This window comes from Kamptonema formosum PCC 6407, from assembly GCF_000332155.1.
GTDB classification, from domain to species: Bacteria; Cyanobacteriota; Cyanobacteriia; order Cyanobacteriales; family Microcoleaceae; genus Kamptonema; species Kamptonema formosum.
Genome location: NZ_KB235904.1, coordinates 1,386,873 through 1,412,650 on the forward strand (window position 1 = coordinate 1,386,873; position 25,778 = coordinate 1,412,650).

Annotated in this window: 22 protein-coding genes and 1 pseudogene; 12 read left to right on the forward strand and 11 right to left on the reverse strand. The window is 44.6% G+C overall.

Annotated features, from left to right (window positions below; genetic code table 11):
• Nucleotides 1-16: 16 nt before the first annotated feature.
• The 3 genes from mtnB to OSCIL6407_RS0123100 form a co-directional block, all read right to left on the reverse strand.
• The gene (gene mtnB, locus OSCIL6407_RS0123090; RefSeq protein WP_007354314.1) at nt 17-622 is read right to left on the reverse strand and encodes a methylthioribulose 1-phosphate dehydratase; all 606 of its coding nucleotides are present in this window, start codon (nt 620-622) and stop codon (nt 17-19) included.
• A 323-nt stretch (nt 623-945) separates the two neighbouring features.
• On the reverse strand, nt 946-1,614 hold the full coding sequence (locus OSCIL6407_RS0123095) for an HAD-IB family phosphatase (protein WP_007354315.1): 669 nt from the start codon (nt 1,612-1,614) through the stop codon (nt 946-948).
• 112 nt (nt 1,615-1,726) lie between these two features.
• The gene (locus OSCIL6407_RS0123100) at nt 1,727-2,431 is read right to left on the reverse strand and encodes a Crp/Fnr family transcriptional regulator (protein WP_007354316.1); all 705 of its coding nucleotides are present in this window, start codon (nt 2,429-2,431) and stop codon (nt 1,727-1,729) included.
• 7 nt (nt 2,432-2,438) lie between these two features.
• Here OSCIL6407_RS0123100 and OSCIL6407_RS35555 point away from each other — a divergent pair, with 7 nt between their 5' ends.
• Nucleotides 2,439-2,606 carry a hypothetical protein gene (locus OSCIL6407_RS35555; protein WP_155523422.1) on the forward strand — a complete coding sequence of 56 codons (168 nt, stop codon included), beginning with the start codon at nt 2,439-2,441 and terminating at the stop codon, nt 2,604-2,606.
• A gap of 396 nt (nt 2,607-3,002) precedes the next feature.
• On the opposite strand, the gene OSCIL6407_RS0123105 is transcribed toward OSCIL6407_RS35555, so the two are convergent.
• The 3 genes from OSCIL6407_RS0123105 to OSCIL6407_RS0123115 all read right to left on the reverse strand — a co-directional run bounded on the left by OSCIL6407_RS0123105 (nt 3,003) and on the right by OSCIL6407_RS0123115 (nt 7,646).
• Nucleotides 3,003-5,750, reverse strand: coding sequence for a hybrid sensor histidine kinase/response regulator (locus tag OSCIL6407_RS0123105; protein ID WP_007354317.1), 2,748 nt, complete (start codon nt 5,748-5,750; stop codon nt 3,003-3,005).
• A gap of 142 nt (nt 5,751-5,892) precedes the next feature.
• Nucleotides 5,893-6,744 (reverse strand): DUF3598 family protein, encoded by an 852-nt coding sequence (locus OSCIL6407_RS0123110; RefSeq protein WP_007354318.1) that lies wholly within the window; start codon nt 6,742-6,744, stop codon nt 5,893-5,895.
• Between the two features lie 47 nt (nt 6,745-6,791).
• A complete protein-coding gene (locus OSCIL6407_RS0123115) occupies nt 6,792-7,646 on the reverse strand; it encodes a DUF928 domain-containing protein (protein ID WP_019487724.1) in 855 nt (284 codons plus the stop codon).
• A gap of 18 nt (nt 7,647-7,664) precedes the next feature.
• Between OSCIL6407_RS0123115 and OSCIL6407_RS0123120 the strand changes: the two genes are divergently transcribed.
• Together OSCIL6407_RS0123120 and OSCIL6407_RS38160 are read left to right on the forward strand one after the other, a co-directional pair.
• Nucleotides 7,665-8,573: an SAM hydrolase/SAM-dependent halogenase family protein gene (locus tag OSCIL6407_RS0123120; protein WP_007354320.1), complete on the forward strand. Its 909-nt coding sequence runs from the start codon at nt 7,665-7,667 to the stop codon at nt 8,571-8,573.
• 353 nt (nt 8,574-8,926) lie between these two features.
• Nucleotides 8,927-9,679: pseudogene (locus OSCIL6407_RS38160) on the forward strand (S8 family serine peptidase); the annotation flags it as partial.
• A 23-nt stretch (nt 9,680-9,702) separates the two neighbouring features.
• Here OSCIL6407_RS38160 and OSCIL6407_RS0123130 read toward each other — a convergent pair.
• From OSCIL6407_RS0123130 to OSCIL6407_RS0123145, 4 genes are all read right to left on the reverse strand, one after another.
• Nucleotides 9,703-11,880 (reverse strand): nSTAND1 domain-containing NTPase, encoded by a 2,178-nt coding sequence (locus OSCIL6407_RS0123130; RefSeq protein WP_019487727.1) that lies wholly within the window; start codon nt 11,878-11,880, stop codon nt 9,703-9,705.
• A gap of 18 nt (nt 11,881-11,898) precedes the next feature.
• Nucleotides 11,899-12,348 (reverse strand): hypothetical protein, encoded by a 450-nt coding sequence (locus tag OSCIL6407_RS0123135; RefSeq protein WP_007354323.1) that lies wholly within the window; start codon nt 12,346-12,348, stop codon nt 11,899-11,901.
• Between the two features lie 150 nt (nt 12,349-12,498).
• The gene (locus OSCIL6407_RS0123140) at nt 12,499-13,212 is read right to left on the reverse strand and encodes a PHP domain-containing protein (protein ID WP_007354324.1); all 714 of its coding nucleotides are present in this window, start codon (nt 13,210-13,212) and stop codon (nt 12,499-12,501) included.
• 117 nt (nt 13,213-13,329) lie between these two features.
• Entirely contained in the window at nt 13,330-14,610 is a 1,281-nt protein-coding gene (locus tag OSCIL6407_RS0123145; RefSeq protein ID WP_007354325.1) for a HetZ-related protein, read from the reverse strand.
• Between the two features lie 372 nt (nt 14,611-14,982).
• Here OSCIL6407_RS0123145 and OSCIL6407_RS36540 point away from each other — a divergent pair, with 372 nt between their 5' ends.
• The 7 genes from OSCIL6407_RS36540 (at nt 14,983) to OSCIL6407_RS0123180 (ending at nt 21,799) form a co-directional block, all read left to right on the forward strand.
• Nucleotides 14,983-15,171, forward strand: coding sequence for a hypothetical protein (locus tag OSCIL6407_RS36540; protein WP_019487728.1), 189 nt, complete (start codon nt 14,983-14,985; stop codon nt 15,169-15,171).
• Nucleotides 15,172-15,538: 367 nt separating this feature from the next.
• Entirely contained in the window at nt 15,539-15,928 is a 390-nt protein-coding gene (rpsL, locus tag OSCIL6407_RS0123155; protein ID WP_007354328.1) for a 30S ribosomal protein S12, read from the forward strand.
• Between the two features lie 241 nt (nt 15,929-16,169).
• Nucleotides 16,170-16,640 (forward strand): 30S ribosomal protein S7, encoded by a 471-nt coding sequence (gene rpsG, locus OSCIL6407_RS0123160; RefSeq protein ID WP_007354329.1) that lies wholly within the window; start codon nt 16,170-16,172, stop codon nt 16,638-16,640.
• 242 nt (nt 16,641-16,882) lie between these two features.
• A complete protein-coding gene (fusA, locus tag OSCIL6407_RS0123165) occupies nt 16,883-18,958 on the forward strand; it encodes an elongation factor G (RefSeq protein WP_007354330.1) in 2,076 nt (691 codons plus the stop codon).
• Between the two features lie 199 nt (nt 18,959-19,157).
• Entirely contained in the window at nt 19,158-20,387 is a 1,230-nt protein-coding gene (tuf, locus tag OSCIL6407_RS0123170; protein ID WP_007354331.1) for an elongation factor Tu, read from the forward strand.
• 147 nt (nt 20,388-20,534) lie between these two features.
• Nucleotides 20,535-20,852: a 30S ribosomal protein S10 gene (gene rpsJ, locus OSCIL6407_RS0123175; protein ID WP_007354332.1), complete on the forward strand. Its 318-nt coding sequence runs from the start codon at nt 20,535-20,537 to the stop codon at nt 20,850-20,852.
• Between the two features lie 176 nt (nt 20,853-21,028).
• Entirely contained in the window at nt 21,029-21,799 is a 771-nt protein-coding gene (locus OSCIL6407_RS0123180) for a class II glutamine amidotransferase (RefSeq protein WP_007354333.1), read from the forward strand.
• 315 nt (nt 21,800-22,114) lie between these two features.
• On the opposite strand, the gene OSCIL6407_RS0123185 is transcribed toward OSCIL6407_RS0123180, so the two are convergent.
• Nucleotides 22,115-23,290, reverse strand: coding sequence for a DUF58 domain-containing protein (locus tag OSCIL6407_RS0123185; RefSeq protein ID WP_007354335.1), 1,176 nt, complete (start codon nt 23,288-23,290; stop codon nt 22,115-22,117).
• A gap of 135 nt (nt 23,291-23,425) precedes the next feature.
• Here OSCIL6407_RS0123185 and OSCIL6407_RS0123190 point away from each other — a divergent pair, with 135 nt between their 5' ends.
• Both OSCIL6407_RS0123190 and OSCIL6407_RS0123195 read left to right on the forward strand, forming a co-directional pair.
• Complete coding sequence (locus OSCIL6407_RS0123190; RefSeq protein WP_007354336.1) at nt 23,426-24,676, forward strand: type IV pilus twitching motility protein PilT; 1,251 nt, start codon at nt 23,426-23,428, stop codon at nt 24,674-24,676.
• A 372-nt stretch (nt 24,677-25,048) separates the two neighbouring features.
• A complete protein-coding gene (locus OSCIL6407_RS0123195) occupies nt 25,049-25,726 on the forward strand; it encodes a hypothetical protein (RefSeq protein ID WP_007354337.1) in 678 nt (225 codons plus the stop codon).
• Nucleotides 25,727-25,778: the final 52 nt, after the last annotated feature.

The following is a 25,778-nucleotide window of genomic DNA, read 5'->3' on the forward strand; positions in this document are numbered from 1 at the left end:
AATTACCAATTAGCCATTAGCGAGCTGCTACCATATAGCGAAAAATATATTCAGCAACTTCAATATAATTGTAAGCTTTAGCTGTCGAGTCACCCCAGACAGTAACACCATGATCGCGGATTAATAAAGCGGGTATTGGCGGCGGTGAAATTGCAAAGCGATCGCAAATCTCATCAGCAATTCGCGGCACTTCAAAATGATTAGTAAACAGCGGTATTGCTACCTCTGGATTCTCTTCCCACACCCCCAAACCCTTGAGCATTTCAATCGCAGGCAAAGGTAATCGATCTTCCTCAGTAAATCGAGAGACTAAATTAGCCTCAATCGAGTGTACGTGATAGCAAGCTTGAGCTTCTGGAAAAGATTTGTAAATTGCCTGATGAATACTTGTTTCAGCAGAAGGACGACAATCTGAATGCGGTTGCTCGATAATTTTACCATCTACATTCATACGAATAAAATCTTGCTCTGTTAACTGTCCTTTTGCTCTGCCACTAGCTGTAATCCAAAAGCTACCGTCAGTCAAACGAGCGGAAAGATTTCCCGCAGTACCAACCATCCAACCTCTATTATAAAAGTGGCTTGCTGCTGCAATTAAACTTTGTCTTAAATCACTATTCATGGTGAGTTGTTAGTTGTTAGTTGTTAGTTGTTAGTTGTTAATTGTTAGTTGTTAGTTGTTAATTGTTAATTGTTAATTGTTAGTTGTTAGTTGTTAGTTGTTAGTTGTTTGTTGCTTATACTAATTATCTAAATAATTGGAATAGGTAATTTAGCTGTATAACATCTTAACAGTTCAGGCTTACACACCCTACCAAAGAAACCGGGTTTTTTGACGAAAATACTTCGCCCGTACCCACAGATTCTCTCAAAAACCCGGTTTCTAAGACTCCCTGCGTAAGTCCTACAGTTAACTGTTAACAGTTAACAGTTAACAGTTAGCAATTAACTCCATCGCTGGGATAAACTCTCAATTACATCAAAAAAATCATTCCAGTATATGTAAGATTTCTGCTCCTTATCCAAATATTCAGCCAAGCGATCGCGCGCAAAAACTACAGGCGCAACCCTAGCCATATTCAAATCCGTCACCGAATCTCCAATTGCCACCTGCTCGTCAGCCTCATACAGCTCCATTACCCGCACCTTAGACACAAGTTCCGTATCCCCTTCAAACTCAGAACACACTTTCAGGTGAGAGCCGCTAGGATCTAAATCTACCGCATAAATAGCTTCTGTACGAGCCGCCAAATCGCCCATCACTGTCTCTACCATCACCCGAATACCACCTGAAACTACCACAAAAGGTACTTCGCGATCCTTAAGAAAATCTAGGAGTTCTACCAATCCGGGCCGCATTAACTTCCCTTGAGAAAATTCGATAATCTCCTGATAACGTTCCGAAGGAATAGACTCTAATAACTGTCGGACTCCTGCCCGCAGCGTCAGCCTTCTAGCGTACATTTCTGGGATTAGTTGAGCCGACAACTCCGGTGCGAAGTGCTTTAGCATTCCGACAAAAGTTTCCTCAAGGGCGATCGTACCGTCAAAGTCACAGAAGACCACTCGTTTCAGTTGATTGGAAGTTAGAGATATTTGTCGGTCATTAGTCATAATTAATCGTACCCTGCAAGAATGCCAAGGCAGTACAGAATTAATCTTACATTATTCCCATACCATTACAGTCAATAGCACACAATTAAACAGTTAAACAGTTAAAAACTTTTTAGTTTTGGTCAGAGTCGGTAGGCAGACAAATTAAATTATCATCTTGGGTATAAATCAAACCTTTGGAGCGCAATTTGCCCATTAAGCGCGTCACTGTCACTCGTGTAGAACCGATCGCGCTGCCAATTTGAGCATGAGTTAAAAGCCAAGGCAAACGGTAGCCCCGGACTAGATCGGGATCTGCTTCATTAATGTAAGGTTCGCCGAATTCCTCGATCAGCAAAGTTAGAAATCCGTACAATCTGTCCAGAGTTCGCCGTTGGCCTAATGTACTGAGCCATAAAAGTTTTCGCTGATGCTGATAGCGAAAGGCATCTAAGACTTCCCGGCGGAAGTGGGGCCAGTTGTCTAGATCGTGCCAATACATCCACAGTACATTTGTTTGGTCAGTATGGGCGTAAGCTTGGAGTGTAAAAGGCGACTGAGCTACGAGTTCAAAGGGTTGACCTGCACCCACGAAGCCTAAAAAAGCTTCTTCAGGATTGCGACGCGGGGATTTTTTAGTACCGCTGGCGCTAATTAGGGAAGAGCCTACCAGTCGGATAGAACCGCGCTCTACTAAATAGAGCAAGCCGGGTCTGGCAGGAATCCGTTCGTCTTTGTTAAAAGTTCGATAGCGGTAGTGTTCTTGTGCCCAGTCTATAATTCGCTGCCAAGTTAAAAAAGGTCGATTGCTGTCTGAAGTTGTGGAAGTTGTTTGCATAAAAGGGATGTTGGGAGATATATCCACAAGGGACGAATATGGCACGCCCCGCTGTGTCGGGAAGTTAGATACTCAAGTGCTCAGAACTTGCGATCGCGATCGCCATACATCTGACTATGTAAGTCTGAGGTGGAATTTCAATGTAGCAAAAAATACATCGCAATGGTTAACTTGAGGAGAAAGTTCGGTTTGAAATATATGTATCGAATACAAAAAAACTGTAAGACTGTCCATCACTTAGATATTCTGTTACATAGAAGTACAGAGCACTTACGCACCCAACCAAAGAAACCGGGTTTTTTGACGAAAATACTTCGCCCTACCTTCTACCTCCTGCCTTCTGCCTCCTGCCTCCTGCCTTCTTCGTGACCCACAGATGCTCTCAAAAACCCGGTTTCTGGGGCTATGAGCGTAAGCCCTAATATTGATGATGCAAAAGCGTTGCCATCTGAGGGTACGAAGCAATCCCGAAGCAATCGCAGAGACTTGGCGATTGCTTCACGGAGCTCCCAATGACGACAGAATTACCAATCAAGGAGATGACTAACGCGGACTATTCTTTTAGCCTTAACTATTTAACTTGATACTGATTTAAGAAAGCTTGAAGTTGTTTTTCCTGAAACCCTTTTGCCATTTCACATATACGATCGGCAAAAGGAATCCATTGCTCATCTAACTTTTTCAATTCCTCTGCTTGTTGGATCGCACCTTTAAGATTACCCTTTTTTGCTAAATCATACAAAATTTTCATTTTGTCTGGTGGGGGAATCACCAAACATCTAACAGAGGATAATTCAGTATTCGATCCGCTAGTAAGTGCTGCTGGAGTTGGCTCTGCATAAACCCAAGATACACCTAATTGTTTCTGCAATACTTCAAACAATTCTGAAATTTGCACAGGTTTGGGTAAAAAAGCATTTGCTCCAGCCTCTAAACTCTTGTATTGGTCTGCTTCAAACACGCTAGCAGAAGAAACTATGACAACTGTATCTTTAAACTGGTCAGAAATACGGAGGCGACGCAGTAATTCAAAACCATCCATTATCGGCATAATTAAATCAGTAATAATTGCATCTGGTATTAACTCATTTGCTTTGTCTAACCCCTCAGCACCATTAGTAGCTTCAAAGACTTCAAAACCAATAGGAGATAATAAATGGACAATCACGGAGCGATTTTCCCAGCGGTCATCTACAACTAATATTTTGCGTTTATTGCCGAGGAAACTAACAATTGTTCCCTTTAAATCAAAAGTCGGTTTTAATGTAAATTCGCTGGCACAAGGCAAGTCTAAATCAAACCAGAATTGACTACCTTCTCCCAGTTGGCTAGTCACTCTAATTTGGGAACTCATCACCTCCACAATTTTTGAGCTAATTGCTAAACCTAACCCCGTTCCTTCTGCTCTGCGTTTACTATCGCCTACCTGTTCAAAGGGATCGAAGATTTTTTGTTTTTGTTCTTCACTCATCCCTAATCCCGTATCTTCTATTTGAAAACGGATTTTATTGATGGCATTGAAGGTGCTTGCTTCTGCATCAATCGTAGATGATTCAATCACACCAACCTTGAAGGTAACGCTCCCTTCTTCAGTAAACTTGACTGCATTACCCAAAAGATTGATTAATACTTGTCGCAAGCGTTTTTCATCGGCTTGTACGCTCACCGGCAGTGCTGGATCGAATTGGCTAATAAAAGTAATTCCTTTTTGTTCAGCTTTAATCCTGACAATTTCACTTACGGCTTGAAGAAATGCTAGAAAATGGAATTGATTAGGATAAATTTCCATTTTCCTTGCTTCTATTTTGGAGAGGTCTAAAATGTCATTAATCAGAGTCAATAAGTGAGAACCGCACTGCTGAATTATACCTAAACCTTTGAGGTCAGTTTCTTGAATGTTTTTTGAGCGCATTAAGATTTGAGCATAGCCCAAAATACCATTGAGAGGGGTTCTCAGTTCGTGACTCATGTTAGCGAGAAATTCGCTTTTGGCACTGTTGGCTAGTTCCGCAGCAAGCTTGGCCTCTTGTAGTTCGGCTGTTCGTTGTTTTACTCTAACTTCCAGAGCTGTAAAAGAGTCTTGTAACTGCCGTGCCATTTTGTTAAATGACTCACCCAAAACCTGGATTTCACTCACCCCTTTGACGATTACTGTTTGGTTGAGTTTGCCATCAGCGATGGCGCTGGAAGCTTGACTTAATCGCTGAATAGGGACAGCAATCCATTGTGAAGTTAAAATTCCCAATCCGGTTGCTATTAACAGTGCAAATATACAGAGAATAATTGTAGTATTTGTATTGGCATTAATTTGCTCCATGAAATCGGATTCGGGAACAACAACCACAATTAGCCAATCTAAGTTACGGCTATCTGAAAAAGGCAATACTTGCACGAATTGCCGCTGATTCTCGACTAGAAAAGTAAGATTTTTGCTCTGAGTAATTTGATTCAATCCCCCAAAATCTTCGACTAAATATTTGGCGGTCGCGCGAATCAGGGGAGAGCCAAATTCTGTAGCTTTTATGCGCGTTGCTTTTTTTTGAGCGGTAATTGTAAATGGCAGCACGTTTGCGGAACTTGCCACCAATTCTCCAGAACGTTCGACAATGAAAGTCTGTCCAGAACGACCGATTTTTAAATTACGTAGAAAATTCCCAATTTGCGAGAGGCTAAAGTTGACTGTGAATACTCCGCGAAGAGTCCCGGTTTCATCGTATAAGGGTTGACTAGCATTAATTGCCAGTATTGATTGAGCGTACAAAGCATGAATTGGACTCCAGGCGGGGCCACCTTGTTCGATGGGAGCGCGATACCAAGGTCGGCGACGCGGATCGTAATTAGGGAAAACATCTAAGACTTTGGCTCGCTCTCCTGTGCTGTTAGCTGCATAAATATGTAGATTACCCGGAGCTTCTGTTAACCAACTAATGCGAAATGAACCATCTGTAGTTGTTCTATCGAAGGAAGTATACTGTCCCTGTTCGCTGCCGAAGGAGATGTAATTGATTGACTCAAATGACTGAAGTTGCTTCCGTAAGTAAAGTCTCAAGTCATCTTGATCGTCCACATTTAACTTACCGAGTTTTACAATATCTTCGTTGATTTTATTAATAATATGTGGTAGCTCGATGTAGCTTTTGAGGTTCTGTTCAATCCGGGCCGTAATCTCGCTACGTAATTGAGCAGTAACATCATGAACTGACTTTTGCCCATTGCGTAAGGAAAGCCATCCTGTAAGTCCGACAGCAAGAACAATTTGCAATACAAAAGGAACAACAAGAACCCCGCGCAGAGGAAATTTTATAGGGTGAGGACGCATACTATAAATGATGATACTTAGGTACTAGCTCAACTATAACAGTCTTGCTTTTACCTCTTTGTATCCCAGAAAACATTTACCCTGAAAATGGAATGATTATCTGAAGTTTGTTAGAAGTAGCTGACAATTTAAGTCAATAGTTTTAGCTAACTTTACGTTCGGTTATTAAGGTCAAGCTCACCCATTCTCCGTTTTCATTATAAGAGCGAATCATCCGTTGCCGTAAGTCTGATTCTACCAGCCAACCCGCCTCTAAAAAGAAAGATTTTCTTCGCTGAACTGGCACTGGCGTGGTAGCAGAAGCACCGCCGGGCAGCAATAGCACTTGCATTGCTTGGGAACTTTGATTAAACCGGAGGATAGAACCGTCAATTAAAGCACTAGAAGCAATTGTTTTAATATCTAAACCACTACCAAAAGTTATCTTTTGTAATAATTGATTGTGGTCATCGCGGTGCAATTGCAGTGAGGTAGGATAAGAGTCCGATGGTCGCCAATCTGGATAAATTGTTACTGCTTCTCCTCGCCATTCGCCAATTAAATCATCAACCTTCAAAGGCGGTTTTTCGGGTACATCTTTACCCGCTAGCTTTTCACGTATCAGTGTTAAACTAGCTAAATTGCCGTCGCGATCGCATAGCTGCACTAGGCGCAGACGCTGATTACCGTAGATAAAACTCAACTCGGCCCCAAACTCTGAATAGGGGGCGAGTTGGATACTACCTTGAGAAAAAGCCCCATTTTCAAAAAACAGAATATCTCTGCCTAGATACTGATATTCTCGCACCAACTCATTGACTGTTGATTCGGAGGCATTGTTAGGGTTAGGTAAAAAGCGGCGGAGAGTTAGGCGCGCACTTTTTTTATTATTTAAGCCTTCTAAGGACAGAATACTAGGGATATCTTCAAGTTGCTCTCCTAATGGTGAGAACTTGGTAAAAGTACCTTCCCAAACTCCTAAATTTTTTAGAAAATTGTCCCACTGCTGACTCATATTTCTTTCCTAAATTTTAGAGCAAAAATCAATTTAAATATTTAGCTCTACCTGCTGTCTCCTGCCTCCTGCCTCCTGCCTTCTGCTATATTACAGCATTCAACTAGAGGTTCTTGACTGATATTTTCCAATCCTACAGACTTTAATAATTCCGCCCAAGCATTAGCTAAAGGTAGATCGTTGGGTTGTGATTTCCGTAACTGCGCTAAGGCCGTTAGAGTATCGTGCCAAAGACCAGAACGGGCATAAATAGCAGGGCGATCTGTAGGCGATGCTTGTGCTAATTCTTGGGCTAAATTAGGAATTAATTCGACTCGGCGAGTCCATCCACTCACTACACTGTCACCGCTGCGATCTTCGGGATCGCAAATTACCTCAAAATACCAGCGGTAATATTTTGTCAGTTCCAGTGGTGGAGAGTCTTTAGGAAGAGTGAAACTAATAACGCCGGGAGTACCTGCGATCGTGAATGCTGTATGGTAAATTTTTTCTTCTTGTTCGTCAAGGAGTTCAAACTCTACTTCAAAACTCTCCCTCAAATGGGAGTTGCTGACAGTTTTGTTGCACGCATTTTCATCTTTATCGGTTACGGTTTTAGTAGTAGTAGCGTGGGGGACATATAAAAAAAATGTTGGGTGCTCGGCGGTAGTTAGTGCCAAACTTGTAGGCGGTAGTAGTGCTGTGAGAGAATTGATAGAATTGTAGCAAGGACAGCGCGATCGCAACTCTTGCCTCCTAACGACCATTGGTGCAGACTCCTGCGGTGGAGAAAAGTGAATTTCACTTAGACCCTTTGGTACAGACTGGGAAATGACAATTGTGGGTAAAAGTAAGGTTAAAGCTAGGGAAAATAAGGCTAAGGCAAGTATCTTTAGATGTAGGGGAAACTTACTCTTAGCCATAAAAAATTAGCCTCCAAAATGTTTAAAACTAAAATAATAACTCTGCTGACAGATTTTGGCTTGAGCGATGTCTACGTTGGTGTCCTCAAAGGCGCGATCGCTCAAATCAACCCGCAATTAACGATCGTAGACCTCACCCATCAAATTCCGCCGCAAAATATTGCTGCGGGTAGATTTTGCCTGATGACTGCATATCCTTATTTTCCTGCGGGAACCGTACATATTGCTGTTGTCGATCCGGGAGTTGGAAGTAGTAGACGCGGTGTAGCAGTGAAATGTGCCAATTGCGTGCTGGTGGGGCCGGATAATGGCTTGTTTAGCGGGGTTTTGAGTCACGAGAGTGCGATGCCTACGGCTGGCTACACCTACGCGGCTGTAGAATTAAGTAACCCGCAATATTGGCGGACATCTCAACCTAGCAGCACTTTTCACGGTCGAGATATTTTTGCGACGGTGGGAGCTCACTTAGCTAGTGGGGTTCCTTTGGAGGAGTTGGGACGAGCCATAGATCCTGATAGTCTAGTGCGATCGCCTATTCCAGCTTGTACTCCCACAACGAACTGTGTAGATGGCTGTATTCAGTATATCGATTATTTTGGCAATTTGATTACTAATATTCCGGGAACTTTGGTTGCGGGTAAAAGTTGGTCTGTTGCGATCGCGCGGTCAAAACTTAGCAGCGAGTCCGATCGAGATTTTGTCATACCCAGTGGCACAAGTTACAGCAGCGCCGAATCTGGTAATTTGATTGCTTTAGTTGGTTCTCATGGTTGGGTAGAAATTGCAGTTTTTCGCGGTAATGCTCAAGCTTTTTTAGGAATAGATTGGTGGGCAAAGGTGGAGGTTAAAATTCATGATAATATAATTCTTGATGCGGCTTTACAATCTTCTGAACCTGAAACTAAGCAGCCTAAATCGGGAAAGTAAATTTGGTAAAATAAGCGATCGCGCCTAGCAATCTAACGCAGTGTGAACGGGAAATCCTTATGAGCAGCGAAAATCAGCCAGTATTACCGTCTAAAATCTACACTGAGGCTGTTGTTCGTTCAATAACTGGGGCATCGTTGTTACGCCACTCGCAGCCCGTGACTAGCGAAAATGTGACTCAATTTTATGCAGAACCCCACCAAGTCGAATTAGCGATTAAACGCTTAAAGGCGGCAGGATTTGAAATTTTAGAGGTTGGCTTTGCCACGATCAGCATTGCTGGCCAGCCAGAGCTTTATGAGCGATCGTTTCAGACAACCTTGGAGGCAATTGAGCGCCCTACGATCACAGAAATGGGTGAGATCGGCACGACAATATTGATCAATTCAGTTGATAACACACCATTTGGTGAGATTGATACCTCTAAGACAATTTGGGATGATGTGTTAGATGGAATTGCGATTAACGAACCTGTTTACTACTCTCGACCGACTATTCCCACATCAGAACCCCCAGAAAAAACGGCAAAATACCTGAATGTACCCGATGATGTGGCTCAAGGTTTAAATGCAAACCTAGTTCACCAAAACGGCATCACAGGCAAAGGCGTTAGGGTGGCAATGATCGATTCTGGGTGGTATCCCCATCCATTTTTTAGAGAGCATAACTATAAGGTAAATGTCGTTCTTGCCCCTGGTGCAACCGATCTCGATCGAGATATTAGCGGTCATGGTACAGGAGAATCTGCAAATGTTTTTGCCATAGCTCCTGAAGCAGAACTAATAATGATCAAGTTTGGCGTAGTAGTCGAAGATAAAATCGCGAACGTTGACTCAGTGGCAGCCTTCAAGCGAGCCATTGAGCAGCGACCAGATATTATTTCTTGTAGTTGGGGTTCCGATCAAAGAAACCGTCAACTTTCTCCTCAAGACAAACTCTTAGCTGCTGCTGTTGCTCGTGCTGTCTATGAAGGGATTGTGGTTATTTTTTCGGCTGGGAATGGACAATGGGGTTTTCCAGCACAACATCCAGAGGCGATCGCAGTTGGCGGCGTTTATAAACATCTAAAAGGGTCATTGAAAGGTTTATTGGAGGCAAGCAATTATGCCAGCAGCTTTATTAGCCCAGTTTATCCGGGACGACGAGTTCCTGTATCACAGAGTATTGAATCTTGTAGTTGTTCTTCAGTCAATCCCTCTGCTGCATCTAATTTAGCCCTTGTTAGATTGGAGCCTTTGAAAATTGCTTCTTCCAAGAATGCTCCCTGAAAGTTAGCATCGCTTAGATTTGAATTTTCAAAATTAGCCTTAAATAAAGTAGCGCATTCAGAATGGTTGCACCCAAAATCTGCTCCTGTCAATACTGCTTTTCCACTAAAGTCAGTAGATAACAACGTTGCTCCTTTAAAGCTAGAAAAAGGTAATCTAGATCCGCGGAAATTAGAATTAGACAAATTAGCCATATCAAAATTTGCATTCAATATATATATACGGGGAAGTTGAACTTTAAATAAATCTTCATTACAGAGCTTCACATCTCTAAGTCCATTAGCATATCTTGTCCACCACATATATTCCAACAGTCCTTTAATCTCAAAATCTGCTTTGCAGTCATCACGAGATAATATGGAATTTGCTCTACCAATGATTTGTAAATGAACAAAACCCAGAATGGATATTGATAAAACAAGCAAAACAGGAGCAGATTTTAAGGTATTAATTCTGTGTTTTTTTACACTTGCTTTTACAAATTCTTTTGCCAATCCACATAGTGAGGTTTCAGCATTATCTTTTTGAGCCTGTATAAATTCTCTAGCATCACGGAGTCTGCGCCCTTGAAGCAAATAATCCTTAGATTTTCGATTATCTTGCCACTCGAAAGCAGATTGCTCAATTTTGCGCTTATTGCGAAGGTTTTCCCAGTGTTCCTTAAGCCACTCCTGTAATTCTTTCCATTTGTGAATTAAAGCTTCATGGGCAACCTCCACCATTTCCACCTGTTGCTCATTAGAAAAAGTAACTAAAATCCATACACCCGGATCAGCAAAACGCTCAATTACTTCTCGCACAAGGGGTTCATCCTGTTTGCTGGTAATCAGTTCCGAAATAGGCGCACGGCGACGGGTTGCTGTATGATCGTCATTCAATTGAATTAAAGCCAGAAAAGTAGATCGGGCAATTTTTTGTTGTTCAGTGTTTAAAGACTCATACAAACTTTTTGCTTTATTCGCCAACGCTCCACCGACACCGCCAATTTGCTTTAGGGTATCTGCTGGTTCTATCTTATTACGCAACCCTTCCCAAATCTGAGTTAGGGCAAATTGTAACAGAGGTAATGCTCCTTCCTGTCCTTTGGATTGTTCAACAAGCAACTGTACTGTTGCCTTATCTAATTCGTAGCCTTTCTGTTTTGCAGGTTCAGTAATTGCGATCGCCAGTTCCTCTGGCTGCATAATCGGGACTAAAAAACCCTGAGAGGAAAACAGTTGATTTAAGCGAGGATGTTGCTGAGTTTTCCCTAAAAAATCACTCCGCATCGTGATAATCACTGAAACTCTTTGAGAAGAGTCGCTTGCCGCACAAAGCAAATTCTCTACAAAAGCAGAGCGCACCTGCTCATCATTGCAGAGGGTGTAAGTGTAAAGTTCCTCAAATTGATCTACCAATACAATCAACGGTGCAAAAGCGATATCAGGCAAAACATTGGCAATACGGCGCAGCCCGTCAAATTCTTGCTTTTCGTTAAGTTCAAGTAATTCTTGTTTAAATTCCCTTGTCTTAGCAACGGGAGTTTCATCCTTAGTAGCGATCCGAGCTAACACCGTAGCTAAAGCTTCAAGGGGGTCATTACCTGGAGTCAATACTACTACGCGCCCCCGATCCTTTCCGGGTAAAGGTTGCTTACCTAAAGCTGGAATTAACCCTGCCCTTGCTAATGAGGATTTACCCGATCCTGATGGCCCATAAATCGGCAATACTCGAATTTTAGTGCGATCGCCATACAACTCCTGAAAACGTGACCACAGTTTGTTAATCTCGATATCTCTGCCAAAAAAGCGATCGCCGTCCATTTCCCAAAACGGCTTTAGTCCTTGATAGGGGTTTTCTCCCAATTCAACGGAATCGGTAGCAGTTTCTATTGTTTTAGGTAGCGTTTGAGTTTGAGACTGATGAATAATGAGTTGCCCCAGTGCAAAACCACCTATCATCTGGGCGATTACCTGTCCCTGATTGTTGTCTGTATCTTGCCTAATCTGGGTAATAGGTTCAGGGGTGGAAGCTGATTCGGAATCTGGAGAAATTGTCATAATGCGATCGCTTTCAATTTAGAAGTTCACACCACCCTGAATATTCCCGTCAATCCTGCCGACTGCTTTACCGCCCGTCATCTGACCTATCGTCTGTCCTTCGTTATTCTCGACAGTCTGGGTAATTTGTGTTCCACTAGCAGCAACCGATCCTTCCTGCATGATTTGGGCGATCGCCTCTACTAAATCAGGGTTTTCTTTCAGCAAAGTTTCTAATTCTTCCTGAAATACCGCTTGGCGAGGCTTACTATCCGGCTTTGCTGCTACCTGTTCAGCCGCAACTTTGGCATCTTCCTTAGCTTCAACTTTGGGGTGTAGCTTGTCCCAAATTTTTTTCGCCTTATTCCAACCTTCCTCCCCCAATTTAGCGCCCGCAGTTTCGGCTGACTTCTCACCGAACTTGAGCAAAAAGGGGAGAAAAGGAGTGATAAAAGGAGCGATCGAAGTCGTTAGCGTGATGGCATCCATAAGTTTTAACCAAAGGTAATTTTAGAATCTTATACACCTGCCCTTAAGCATATTCCTGAAAAATCATATTTAACAACCGCAAAAGTTCTAGGTACGGCTGTATTTACGGGTAGCAATCATCGCTGCTGACTCTTGCATAAATCCTGTTGATTAAAGCTTCTGCAACAAATTAACACCATGAGTATCAGTCCCACAAGTATTAAACAAACCCCAATCCTTAGCAAGCTCTTTAACTAACATAGTTTGCTGAGGACTCGGACACCAAGGAATAGGATTACCATAAGCATAAAAAGTCTCTACCCCATCAATTCCAAAACTTGCCGCCTCTGGAATTAACTTATTAGGTGAAAGCCGATAGCGACAAGGATGAGCCAACACTGCTAAACCTCCAGCCTGATGAATCGCATCAATTACATTTTCCGCCAGATAAGCATCTCCAATCGCAGTTTTACCATGCAAATAAGGCTGTAAACTAGAATGTCCTGGCTCAAAAGCATAGCCGAGAATATGTACTTCAATATTCAACAAATTTGCACTAATTTCTATGCCAGTCCACAGATTAGGCGTTATTAATTTACTCTCAGAATCATTTAATATCCAACGCTCCAACCAAATCTGAGCTTGAAAATAGCCATTTGTACTATGATGATCGGTAATAGCTAACCCCTTCAAACCGATCGCGATCGCAGACTCCATCAACTCATCTGGCCGTAGCTGCCCATCAGAACAAACAGTGTGCAGATGAAAATTGTAAGAACCCGGACAGCTATCAGCATCAAGACCTTGAAAAACTTCCTTGAGCGCAAGCACCGTAGGAGTCCTCGGCCTTTCTAAATTTAAACCCGGAGCCAGATTGACAGTCATACCGTCACCACTAATATTAACCTTGTCTAATATATCGAATTTCTTTTGGCGCAGTAGTAGGAAATGGGGCGGGGAAATCCCGCCCTCGCCTGGGGGGGTTAAACAAAGTGTCTAGACTCATTTGGCGTTACCCACATTTGCAGGAGTAGTGCTATTACGGCACTGCGAAGCCATATCCAGTAACCCTGCCCACCGTTTTTGCACTTGTTTGAGAGTACATTTAAGAGCAGATGCGATCGCCTTATCGCTCTCTTGATTCCGCTTCAATTCCAGCAGTTGTAGCTGTTCTTCTGAAAGCGTTGCCTTAAAAGCTTCCCACTGTACCGAAGTCATACCCAACTTTTGATCCAAATCAGCACCCAACCATTGGTGTACCAGTTTCCAGTTTTGGGTACGAGCAAACTTTTCCACATGGTACTTGAAACGTTGTTGTAGATAGTCCCGTTGGCGGGGAGAAAGACCCAGAATCCGGTCAATGTCGGAAGCTGAGAGGTCTTGGAGTTTCAAAGTCAGATAGTCAATACACTCCGACTGACCTTGAGATTGCAAATATTCTATCAACTCCGAGACCACGCGATCGCGCAACACCGCCTCCGCCGGATCGACAGACTCAGAAACCATCTGTTCCCTTACCTGCTGCATCGCTGCTGAGCGACTGTGAGCTTCCGCTTCTTCGCCCTTACCCGATTCTACGGCCATTTCAATATCCAAAGCAGTTTCGGGAGGTTGGCCCTTAGCAAAACCCTGAGCCCGAAGTACAATCAATCTTTGGCGAGAACGTCCCGGCAAACCAATTTGACGTTTGGCATATTGTTCCGTGAATGCCATATACTCCGCTAATTCTAATTGAGTACGCGGTGTATAGTCAGCCGCCATTTGGTGTTCCCGACGAAAAGCTCTCAGAGCTTCGATGTAAAATCCTTGCAGGAAATCTTCAATCATGTTGTAACGAGCTTGGAAATTTAAGTTAGCTCGAAAAGACGCAACATGACGGTAAATCATTGCCGCTAGATGAGAATGTAGCTCAACGCGACCCTGTTTGGAACCCAAGCGGTAGTATTCCAAGCACTTTTGCAAACGGTGACGGGCTAAGGTAAGCTGCCAAGATTGAACATCACCAGAAATTTGGATGCGATCGCTCTTTTGACAAATCCGTTCCACTTCTAAAGCGATTCGCATTGCCACCGTTTGAGCGCTTCTGGTCGTTGATTTCAGTGCTGCTTGCAATTCCTTGAGCATGAAATCCGCCAGAGTAATCGTATCAAAGCCTAGCTCAGAACTCTTTTCAGCGGCATTCAAATTAGTAGAGCGTACAGGAGCAGCCTCTTCAACAGTTGTCAGCATGGGAGCGATCGGAGAATTGTTAGTGGCGGGGGAGTTAGCAAACTTGACAGACATGGTTTTACCTCTGGTAATGCACTGAACGACTGCGTGGAAAGGGTAGAAGATATAGAGGGTGAATGGCTGGTTTCCTTTGGGTTTGAATCCGCTTGCCTGATTCAACTCTCTACACTTTGAATGTTAGGGAGGTAGAGAGGATAAGAGTGACCCTAGTGTTCCACTCTCTCAGGCAACTACATTTTGCTGATTACCGTTACCTGGAATGTCACCACTCTCAAGTTATGTTTCATTGCCTTAAACCCTTACTGCCTAAGCAATTTGAGCGATACCAGAGGTGTAGTAACCCCCTTGTCAAGTGTGGGTTGCTATACTCCCATAGAGTAGACGATCTGCTAACTGGTTCCCTAGAAGGATGCGGAAAGGGGGGAGATGGGGGGATGGGAAGATGAGGGAGATGGGGAGGATGGGGAAGGTGGGGAAGGTGGGGAGGATGGGGAGGATGGGGAAGGTGGGGAAGGTGGGGGGATGAGGGAAATCGGAAAAATATGGCTTTGTTGTTTTTGCTTCTTCGTTGTTCTCTCTACTACTTCCGCTACAAATTTGAACGATCGCCATTAAGCCATTAAGTAGATGAGTAGGAAAATACATTAAGTCTGTCATTGCGAGTGAAACGAAGCAATCGCAGGGGCGATCGCAAATAAACATTCTGTTACACAGCCAGGTTTATTTGTGTCTACCTACTTACCATCGTCCCGACAGTTTTAACTCACTACACCGACCAGTCCCAAATTCCCAATCCCAAATTCCCAATCCTAAATTCCCCAATCTCTTGCCAAAAACAGTTAAGTCATTTACAATGGAAGGTCTGGTATCCCCACCCAAACATATTTCCCCCAAAATCCCATCCCTGCCAAGGGGAAGGGTATTTCAGTGCGGATTCCATTTAAAGTAGAAACTAGCGACAAAGCTAAACGAGCCCTAACTCATGCCCACTATTCAGCAACTTATTCGCTCTGCACGAGAAGAAACGCAGAAAAAGACTAAATCCCCAGCTCTCAAGAGTTGCCCTCAGCGTCGTGGGGTCTGTACAAGAGTTTACACGACCACACCCAAAAAACCAAACTCAGCACTACGAAAGGTAGCGCGGGTGCGCCTAACCTCTGGTTTTGAAGTAACAGCCTACATTCCAGGCATTGGTCACAACCTCCAAGAACACTCAGTAGTGATGATTAGAGGCGGTCGGGTCAAAGACTTACCGGGAGTGAGATACCACATTATTCGTGGAACTTTAGACACCGCCGGAGTAAAAGACCGCAAACAAGGGCGTTCCAAATACGGAGCCAAACGTCCCAAAGCTGGCGCTGCCAAAAAATAAGAATCTAACCGCGATCGCGCAGTTAAAGGCGACAACGCTTGCTGATTTAATTATTTATCAGCAAAGTGAAATAGCAACCGCCAAGGTAACTAAAAAGTTCTGAATTGCTGAAGCCATTGCTTTTATTTCCTTGTGCCTTCTGCTATATAGCCAGCCAAGTTCCTCAAAGCCTGTGGCGATCTCACGCATCTGGGCCCAATCAAAAAGCCAAAATCAAAAATCACGCATCCAAAATTAAACTATGTCTCGCCGTAGGGTTATTCAAAAACGTCCGATTCCCGCTGACTCGGTTTATAACAGCCGCCTAGTCACGATGATGGTACGCCGCATTATGCAAAGTGGGAAAAAATCAGTTGCGTCAAACATTATTTACGATGCAATGAAAACCATCCAAGAACGGACGGGGGCCGATCCTTTGGATCTGTTTGAAAAAGCTGTCAAAAATGCAACACCTCTAGTAGAAGTGAAAGCGCGGCGGGTAGGCGGCGCAACCTACCAAGTCCCAATGGAAGTGCGCTCTGACAGAGGCACTGCTTTGGCCTTACGTTGGTTGATCCGGTTTGCACGGGCTAGAGCTGGTCGCTCCATGTCGATTAAGCTAGCGAATGAATTGATGGATGCCGCCAATGAAACGGGCAGTGCCATTCGTAAGCGCGAAGAAACCCACCGGATGGCAGAAGCAAACAAAGCTTTTGCCCACTATCGGTACTAATTTTAGAGACTGGGGATGCTGGCAAGAGAGGAATAAAGCTTATCTGTAGCCATCTCTCAAAACTCCCAACTCTTCCCCAGTTGCCTTGGGCTTTTAGCAAATGTTTGTGTGAACAAATCTTGCAAAAAATATTAAAATGTAACAGTAAACTCCATGTACGAGTCAGCCAGCTCGGTTGTTATGACTCGATATTATGTAGTATTATTGTAATATAACAGCAACACAAACTAAAGGAGGTAGCTGTGGCACGTTCCGTCCCGCTTGAGAGAACACGCAATATTGGTATTGCCGCCCACATTGATGCGGGCAAAACAACAACGACTGAAAGAATCCTGTTTTATTCCGGCGTGGTTCACAAGATGGGTGAAGTCCACGAGGGAACAGCAGTTACCGACTGGATGGCTCAAGAGCGGGAGCGTGGAATCACCATTACTGCCGCTGCCATTACTACCAGTTGGAAAGATTACAAGATTAATATCATTGATACTCCGGGTCACGTAGACTTCACAATTGAAGTTGAGCGATCGATGCGGGTATTGGATGGAGTAATCGCCGTATTTTGTTCAGTCGGCGGAGTCCAGCCCCAATCTGAGACAGTCTGGAGACAAGCCGATCGCTATAAAGTACCTCGGATTGTATTCGTAAACAAGATGGATCGCACGGGTGCGAACTTCTATAAAGTTTACGCTCAGATTTGCGATCGCATGAGAGCCAACGCCGTCCCCATCCAGATCCCCATCGGTAGCGAAAGCGAATTTAAAGGGATTGTCGATTTGGTAAAGATGAAAGCCTACATCTACACCACCGACCTCGGCACCGACGTTGAAGAAACCGAAATCCCTGAAGACCTCCAAGAGTTAGCCCAAGAGTATCGCACCAAATTAGTCGAATCGGCGGCAGAAACCTCCGACGACCTAATGGAAAAATACTTTGAAGGGCAAGAACTCACAGAAGCAGAAATCATGTCTGCCCTGCGGAAAGGCACGATCGCAGGTACGATCGTCCCCATGCTATGCGGTTCCGCCTTCAAAAACAAAGGCGTGCAGCTCTTGCTAGATGCAGTGATCGACTACCTACCCTCCCCCTTAGAAGTTCCCCCAATTCAGGGAACCTTGCCCAACGGCGATACAGCCGAACGGGGAGCCGATGACAATGCGGCAATGTCCGCCTTGGCATTCAAAATCATGGCAGACCCCTACGGCCGTCTGACCTTCGTGCGAGTTTACTCCGGAATCCTCAAAAAAGGCAGCTACGTGATGAACTCCACTAAGGACAAAAAAGAGCGGATTTCTCGCTTAATCGTCCTTAAAGCCGACGATCGCATCGAAGTAGACGAACTTCGAGCCGGCGACTTAGGAGCAGCCTTGGGTCTCAAAGACACCTTTACCGGCGACACGCTCTGCGATGACACCGCTCCCATTGTTCTGGAGTCGTTGTTCATCCCCGAACCCGTGATTTCCGTAGCGGTCGAACCCAAAACCAAAGCCGACATGGAGAAACTCTCCAAAGCTCTGCAATCTCTCTCCGAGGAAGATCCTACCTTCCGAGTCAGAGTTGACCACGAAACCAACCAGACAGTCATCGCCGGTATGGGCGAACTGCACCTGGAAATTCTGGTTGACCGGATGCTGCGAGAGTTCAAAGTCGAAGCCAACGTCGGCGCACCCCAGGTAGCCTACCGCGAAACCATTCGCAAAGCCGTCCGCGCTGAAGGCAAATTCATCCGTCAAAGCGGCGGTAAAGGTCAGTACGGCCACGTCGTCATCGAACTGGAACCTGGGGAACCAGGAACCGGCTTTGAATTCGTCTCCAAAATTGTTGGTGGCGCTGTACCCAAAGAGTACATCGGCCCCGCAGAACAAGGGATGAAAGAAGCTTGCGAATCCGGCATTGTCGCTGGCTATCCAGTGATCGACCTTAAAGCCACGATGGTAGATGGGTCTTACCACGATGTAGACTCCTCCGAAATGGCATTTAAGATCGCCGGCTCAATGGCCATCAAAGAAGCCGTGATGAAAGCAACGCCCGTGCTGCTAGAGCCTATGATGAAAGTAGAGGTCGAAGTGCCCGAAGATTATATCGGGAACATCATCGGCGACCTCAACTCTCGCCGGGGTCAGATTGAAGGTCAAGAGACGGAACAAGGACTTGCCAAAGTTGCGGCCAAAGTTCCTTTGGCACAAATGTTTGGTTATGCCACAGACATCCGCTCGAAAACCCAAGGTCGCGGGATCTTCACAATGGAATTCAGCCATTACGAAGAAGTCCCCCGCAACGTGGCTGAAGCCATCATCGCCAAGAGCAAAGGGAACTCTTAATTGTTAGTGGTTAGGAGTTAGTAGTTAGTTGCCAACTCAAAGCAACTAACTACTAACCACTAACAATTAACTAATGACAACTAATTGTTAGTGGTAGGGTTAAGGGTTAGTAGTTAGTTGTAAACTTAAAACAACTAACTACTAACAACTAACAAGTAACTACTAACAACTAATAACTGACAAAGGAACAGAATCAAGAATGGCACGCGCAAAATTTGAACGGACGAAACCCCACGTAAATATCGGCACTATCGGTCACGTCGATCACGGCAAAACAACTTTAACCGCCGCAATTACGATGACCCTATCTGCCCTTGGTCAGGCTAAGGCTAGGAAGTATGATGAAATCGACGCTGCGCCTGAAGAAAAAGCGCGGGGTATTACGATTAACACAGCTCACGTCGAATATGAGACGGAACAACGGCACTACGCTCACGTAGACTGTCCCGGTCACGCTGACTATGTGAAAAACATGATCACTGGTGCTGCTCAAATGGACGGCGGTATCCTCGTGGTATCAGCAGCAGATGGCCCCATGCCTCAAACCCGCGAACACATCCTACTTGCCAAGCAAGTTGGGGTTCCTAGTCTGGTTGTCTTCTTGAATAAAGAAGACATGGTAGACGACGCAGAACTACTGGAACTGGTGGAACTGGAAGTTCGCGAACTCCTGAGTTCTTATGATTTTCCCGGCGATGATATCCCCATTGTGACTGGTTCGGGATTGAAGGCTCTCGAAGCGATGACTGCTAATCCCAAGATCAAGAAAGGCGAGAATGAGTGGATCGATAAGATCTACAAGCTGATGGAAGAAGTAGACGCTTACATTCCCACCCCAGAACGCGAAATTGACAAGCCCTTCCTGATGGCAGTTGAAGACGTATTCTCGATTACTGGTCGGGGTACGGTGGCTACTGGCCGGATCGAACGCGGAAAAATTAAAGTTGGCGAAACTGTGGAATTAGTGGGTATTAAGGATACTCGCAGCACTACCGTAACTGGTGTGGAAATGTTCACCAAGTCTCTGGAAGAAGGTCTGGCTGGCGACAACGTGGGTCTGCTGCTTCGGGGGATTGAAAAGAAGGATATTGAACGGGGCATGGTAATTGCTAAGCCCAAATCGATTACTCCTCATACTCAGTTTGAATCTGAAGTTTATATCCTTAAGAAGGAAGAAGGCGGCCGACACACGCCGTTTTTCTCCGGCTACCGCCCTCAGTTCTACGTCCGCACGACGGATGTAACTGGTACGATCAATCAGTTCACCAGTGATGATGGTAGCGAAGCTGAAATGGTGATGCCGGGAGACCGCATCAAAATGACAGTGGAACTGATCAACCCGATCGCTATTGAACAAGGGATGCGTTTCGCTATTCGCGAAGGTGGCCGCACTGTAGGTGCTGGCGTTGTCTCCAAAATCCTCAAGTAGGACTCCGCTAAAATTAGGTGGAGCAGAAAAGCTGCAAAATGTCAATAAGCTTTTCTGCTCTTCTAATTTGTAGTTAACAGTTAACAGTTAACAGTTAACGGTTAACAATAAAAAAACAACTGAACCTAGAAAACTAAAGAAAATCAAATGGCAACTATCCAACAACAAAAAATCCGCATTCGCCTCAAAGCCTTCGATCGCCGTATTCTTGACGCATCTTGCGAGAAGATTGTAGATACAGCAAACCGGACTGCGGCAACTGCGATCGGCCCGATTCCCTTACCTACGAAACGGCGGATATTCTGTTTGCTGCGATCGCCCCACGTTGATAAAGATTCACGGGAACACTTCGAGACTCGTACTCATCGCCGCATTATCGACATTCATCAGCCTTCCGCTAAAACTATTGATGCTTTGATGAAACTGGACTTGCCAGCCGGTGTGGATATTGAAGTGAAACTTTAGATTAGTTTCCGGCAATTTGTAAGGGCGAAGTGTTTGCATCAGGGAAATTCTGTTTTTACAGAGATTCGGGGGCAAATAGTTCGCCTTTACACATAAAATAAACATAATATTAGAGATAATATTAGACATAATTATTAATCTCAATTATTAATCTCAATTCCAGAGATCCAAAATCCATGTGCCAACTGCTAGGAATGAACTGCAATGTGCCAACGGATATTTGCTTTTCTTTTGAGGGCTTTTCCGCAAGAGGCGGCAAAACAGATATTCACGCTGACGGTTGGGGCATTGCCTTTTTTGAGGGTTTGGGATGCCGTCTGTTTTTAGAAGCTCAACCTTCCGTCAGTTCTGCTGTAGCCAAATTGTTGCGGGGCTATCCTATCCATTCTACTAATGTAATTGCCCACATCCGTAAAGCTACTCAAGGTGAAATTACTCTAGAAAACTGTCATCCTTTTCAGCGGGAACTGTGGGGTCGCTATTGGGTATTTGCTCATAACGGTAATTTGCCCGAATTTGAGCCGGAAAATGCAGGTTTTTATCAAGCAGTCGGTCAAACTGACAGTGAAAAAGCATTTTGTTTGATACTAGAAACTTTGCGGCAACACTTTCCTCAAAGTAAACCTCCATTAGAAGAACTTTATTCAGTTCTCGCAGATATTAGTAAAATTCTGGCAGCAAAAGGTGTATTTAACTATTTGTTTTCGGATGGAGAACACTTATTTGCACATTGCTCAACGCTGCTAACTTATATTGTGCGTCAAGCACCTTTTGGTACTGCTCATTTAGTTGACGAAGACTTAACTTTAGATTTTCGAGAGTTAACGGGGGAAAGCGATCGCGTGGCTGTAATTGCTACTGTTCCGCTTACTGATAACGAAGTTTGGACGCAGATGCAGCCGGGGGAAATGTTAGTATTTCAGGATGGGTTGCCACTCAAATTTTAAGGCAAGCAAGTAGGCTGTGGGTAAAAACTTCAATTTGTGGTACTAAACGGCGAAAGTATTTAGAGGAAAATATCGGTGCTTCCCGTTAGATTTTGCTTCTTCCTTCTGCCTTCGGCTATGTTGAAACACGAGAATGGATTTTTGAATTGAGAAAAAGCTCTTGGGAGTCTTGCCGTGTTTCGACCCCAAGAGCTTTTTCTTTTGATTTAGAAACTTAAACCTACTCCTCACACAAATCAATCATCCGTCAAAAGAGCATAAATGTCTATACCTCTAAAGGCATACTTGGTTAAAAATTACTCTTGCCCACTCTCTCTAAACGCGACTTAGAACCCTCTGGAGTTGAAGTTCCAACGGCTCATCCCGGCGAATCTCCAAACCTGGAAAATCGTACTTTCCGAGGATTTTTTCCCCTTTCAACACCTCTTCTGGCGACCATAGCAGCCATCGGCTACCAGGGGGAAGACTGCTCAAACTCCCTGGATTTTGACTCAGCCAGATTAAAGGAACCCTCGGCAAATCAAAAGCCACATCTTCACCCGCATTCACTGCTGCCAAAGCTTCCAACACCCCTCTACTGCTACTAACTTCCCCCGTCCCCGCCGTCCAGAGCTTGACGTTAAGCTGGCGCTTGCTAGCATAGAAATACAGGGATGCAGCCGCAATGACTGCTTGTTCAAAATCTGAATGTTGCCAAGTAGCAGCGCTGTCTAAGGTGATAGTAATTTCCTGGCTACCTGTAGAGATTTCTAACTCCCGCACTCTGAACTCTCCGTAACGCGCGCTGGTTCGCCAGTGAATCAAACGGGTCGGGTCTCCATGTCGGTAGGGTCTCAGTGTGCGGGTAATACCCTCTGTAGCCATTTGCGATCGCTTACTCTCGTAAAATTGCGGACTTTCTTGTTGACCCATGCGATCCACCAGAGGACAGGTGGTCAAGGGCAAAACTGTAGGATATACAATTGCCACAGCCTTAGCACTCCGGCTGCGGCGACACCAAAATAACCCCAAAGGCGCTGCTGTTCTCAGTTCTACTTCATTCCACCGATAGACTCCCCGTTGCTGTGTAGGATGATAGTATGTGTCTAAGTAAATACCCTGAGAAGGTATGACTTCAATGGCATGGGGTGTGGGTTGTCCGAGTACAAAGGGTAGAATATCTAGGACTTGCAACAGGGTTTTGGGTTGGTCGGCGGGGTTTTCGATTTCTAATTCGATCGTTAGTTGGTCGCCAACGCTGACTGGCTGAATTGGTCGGCGGCGGACTTGCAGGGGTTGAAGCGATCGCGCAGGCAATACAGCAGCCATCCCTAGCATTGCCAAAATCACGCCGCTGATGACATATAACCATCCTGCCATCGTATTCGATGCAGCTCCAAAAAAGAATAAGGCTAGCGAGCCTAGCAGCCAACCCGCGTAGGCAGGGGCAACCCAGTGAGTTTCTAGCCAGTAGGTGATTTGATGACCGGTTCTGATAACAGGAGTATTCATTTCTAAGCGCTAATTGCTAATTGGGGATTGCTAATAGTTAATTGTAAATTCTTCTGAATCGTTAGCCGTTAATTAGTCTTTAGTAATTAGCCAGTTTTTAGCAATTAATACTGTTTTACCGCAGGAGACAAAGAAATGAACCAATTAAATAATGCTACGCCCGTTCGAGCTGAAGCTCATGGCCGCAGGGCACACCTGCCCCCACCCCCACCACCCCCGATGCCATCGGGGGTACAAGCTGCTCGTCACCATGAAGATGTACCCGATACTTCTATTGAGCAAATGGTGAAAGCTGCTCATGGTAGCAAAGCTTCTGACATTCACATTCGAGTTGGCCAAGTTCCCCGATTTCGGATTCGCGGTGAGATGGTAGTACCTGGAAATCAGGTGATGACTACACCAGAAATTTTTGAACATTATTTGGCAGAAATTCTTACACCCTCCCAACGCAGGCAATTTGCAGAAACGAAAGAGTTAGATACGGCGATTTTTTACCCCGGTTTGGTGAGGTGTCGGGTAAATTGTTTTGATTCTTTAAGTGGTGGTGCTATAGTATTGCGTCTGATCAATTTGAATATTCCTTCAATTGATGAGTTGGGGTTGCCGCCAGTTCTGAAAAATATTATCTGTCGCAAGCAAGGATTAATCTTGATTACAGGGCCGACGGGTTCGGGTAAATCTACGACCTTGGCGGCGATGATCGACCACCTGAATGCAACAGAATCGAAGCACGTAGTTACAATTGAAGACCCGATTGAATACATTCACCCTTCTAAAAAGTGTTTAGTTAGTCAGCGGGAAGTTGGTTTACATACTCATGAGTTTGAACAGGCTTTGCGGGCAGTTTTGCGCGAAGATCCAGATGTAATCTTGATCGGGGAAATGCGCGATCGCGTTACTATTAATACAGCTTTGCAGGCAGCTCAAACTGGACACTTAGTGTTAGGTACTCTCCACACTCGCAGCGCTATCAATTCTGTGAATCGGTTGTTAAACCTTTACCCACCTGATGAACAGGAGGCGATGCGAATTCAGGTTTGTGACTCGTTAGTGGCGGTAGTTGCTCAACTATTACTTCCGACTGTGGATAATCGCCGGGTGGCAGTTCACGACATTTTGGTGAATACGCCTGCTATGCACGATTATCTGATGAAAGGTGACGATGAAAACGCATTTAGATTGATGGAAACTGACACTTACGAAGGGATGCAAATTATCAATCAGGTGCTCTATGCGTTGGTGCTGGAAGGGAGAATTACAATTGAGGAAGCAGAAAAAGCTTCGCCGGAAGCAAGCGATTTAGATCGGCGCTTGCGGACGGGAGGTTATGATGCAAATTCTGCTCGCGAGTTTAAAGGTAGAGACAAGGCTCCGTCTTACAGGTAATTGTTAACTGTTAACGGTTAACGGTTAACTGTTTTGATTTGGGGTTCTCGCATAAGCGATCTCAAATCCGGGTTTGATATCTCCTCGATCGTTTGGCGATTGAAATCGCTACTACACAAACAAAGTCCGCCTGCGCGGACTAAAGAATAAAGGGGGTATTTAAGCCGGATTGGTATGATATCAAATTCGGTTTATTACCCGTTTGATCTTATAGTCCGCGTCGGCGGACTTTGTTTGTATAGCCGCGATTTCTAATCGCCAGGACTTATATAGTTTTCAACGCCGATTTTGTATGAGAACCCTTTGCTGGTAAAATAGACAAGGTAGAATTGTACCAAATTTACCTGTAACTTGTGAGCCGACAGTTGTAAAATGAGACAAACTTCTCTGAATGCGAGCGCGATCGCTATTTTCGCGGTGACAATTTCCACTTTGTTGGGCCCAGCGTTAAATTTACCGCAAGCAGTACCCGCGATCGCCACTTTTTGCCTGTTAGGGTTAGCTGCATTCGATACTTTCCAATGGCAAGGTCAAGGCAGTGCTATTTTATCAGATGTGTTGGCGGGAAGTTCTGACGATCGGCGCGATCGCATTCTCCGCCATGAAGCCGGACATTTCCTAGTCGCCTATTTATTAGAAATTCCCGTCAGCGGCTACGCACTTAACGCTTGGGAAGCTTTTAAACAAGGTCAAACAGCACAAGGCGGGGTTAGATTTGAAGACCAAGAATTAGCATCACAAATGCAAAAAGGTGCATTTTCCGTTCAACTTTTAGATCGATACTGTACCGTTTGGATGGCCGGAATTGCTGCTGAAAATTTAGTTTATGGCAATGCTGAGGGAGGAGCGGAAGATCGCAATAAAATTAGACTGATTTTATCACAATTGCGCCGTCCTGCGTCTGAATTTAAGCAAAAAGAAAATCGGGCATTATTGCAAGCTCGCAATCTTATAGAAAATCATAAACTAGCTTATGAAGCTCTAGTTGAGGCCATGAAAAAGCGAGAACCTGTTGCTGAATGTTATCGAGCGATACAGCAAAACTTGTAAATACACTGAATTCAGTAAATCTTACCTATAACTGAATTATAGATCGCATCTT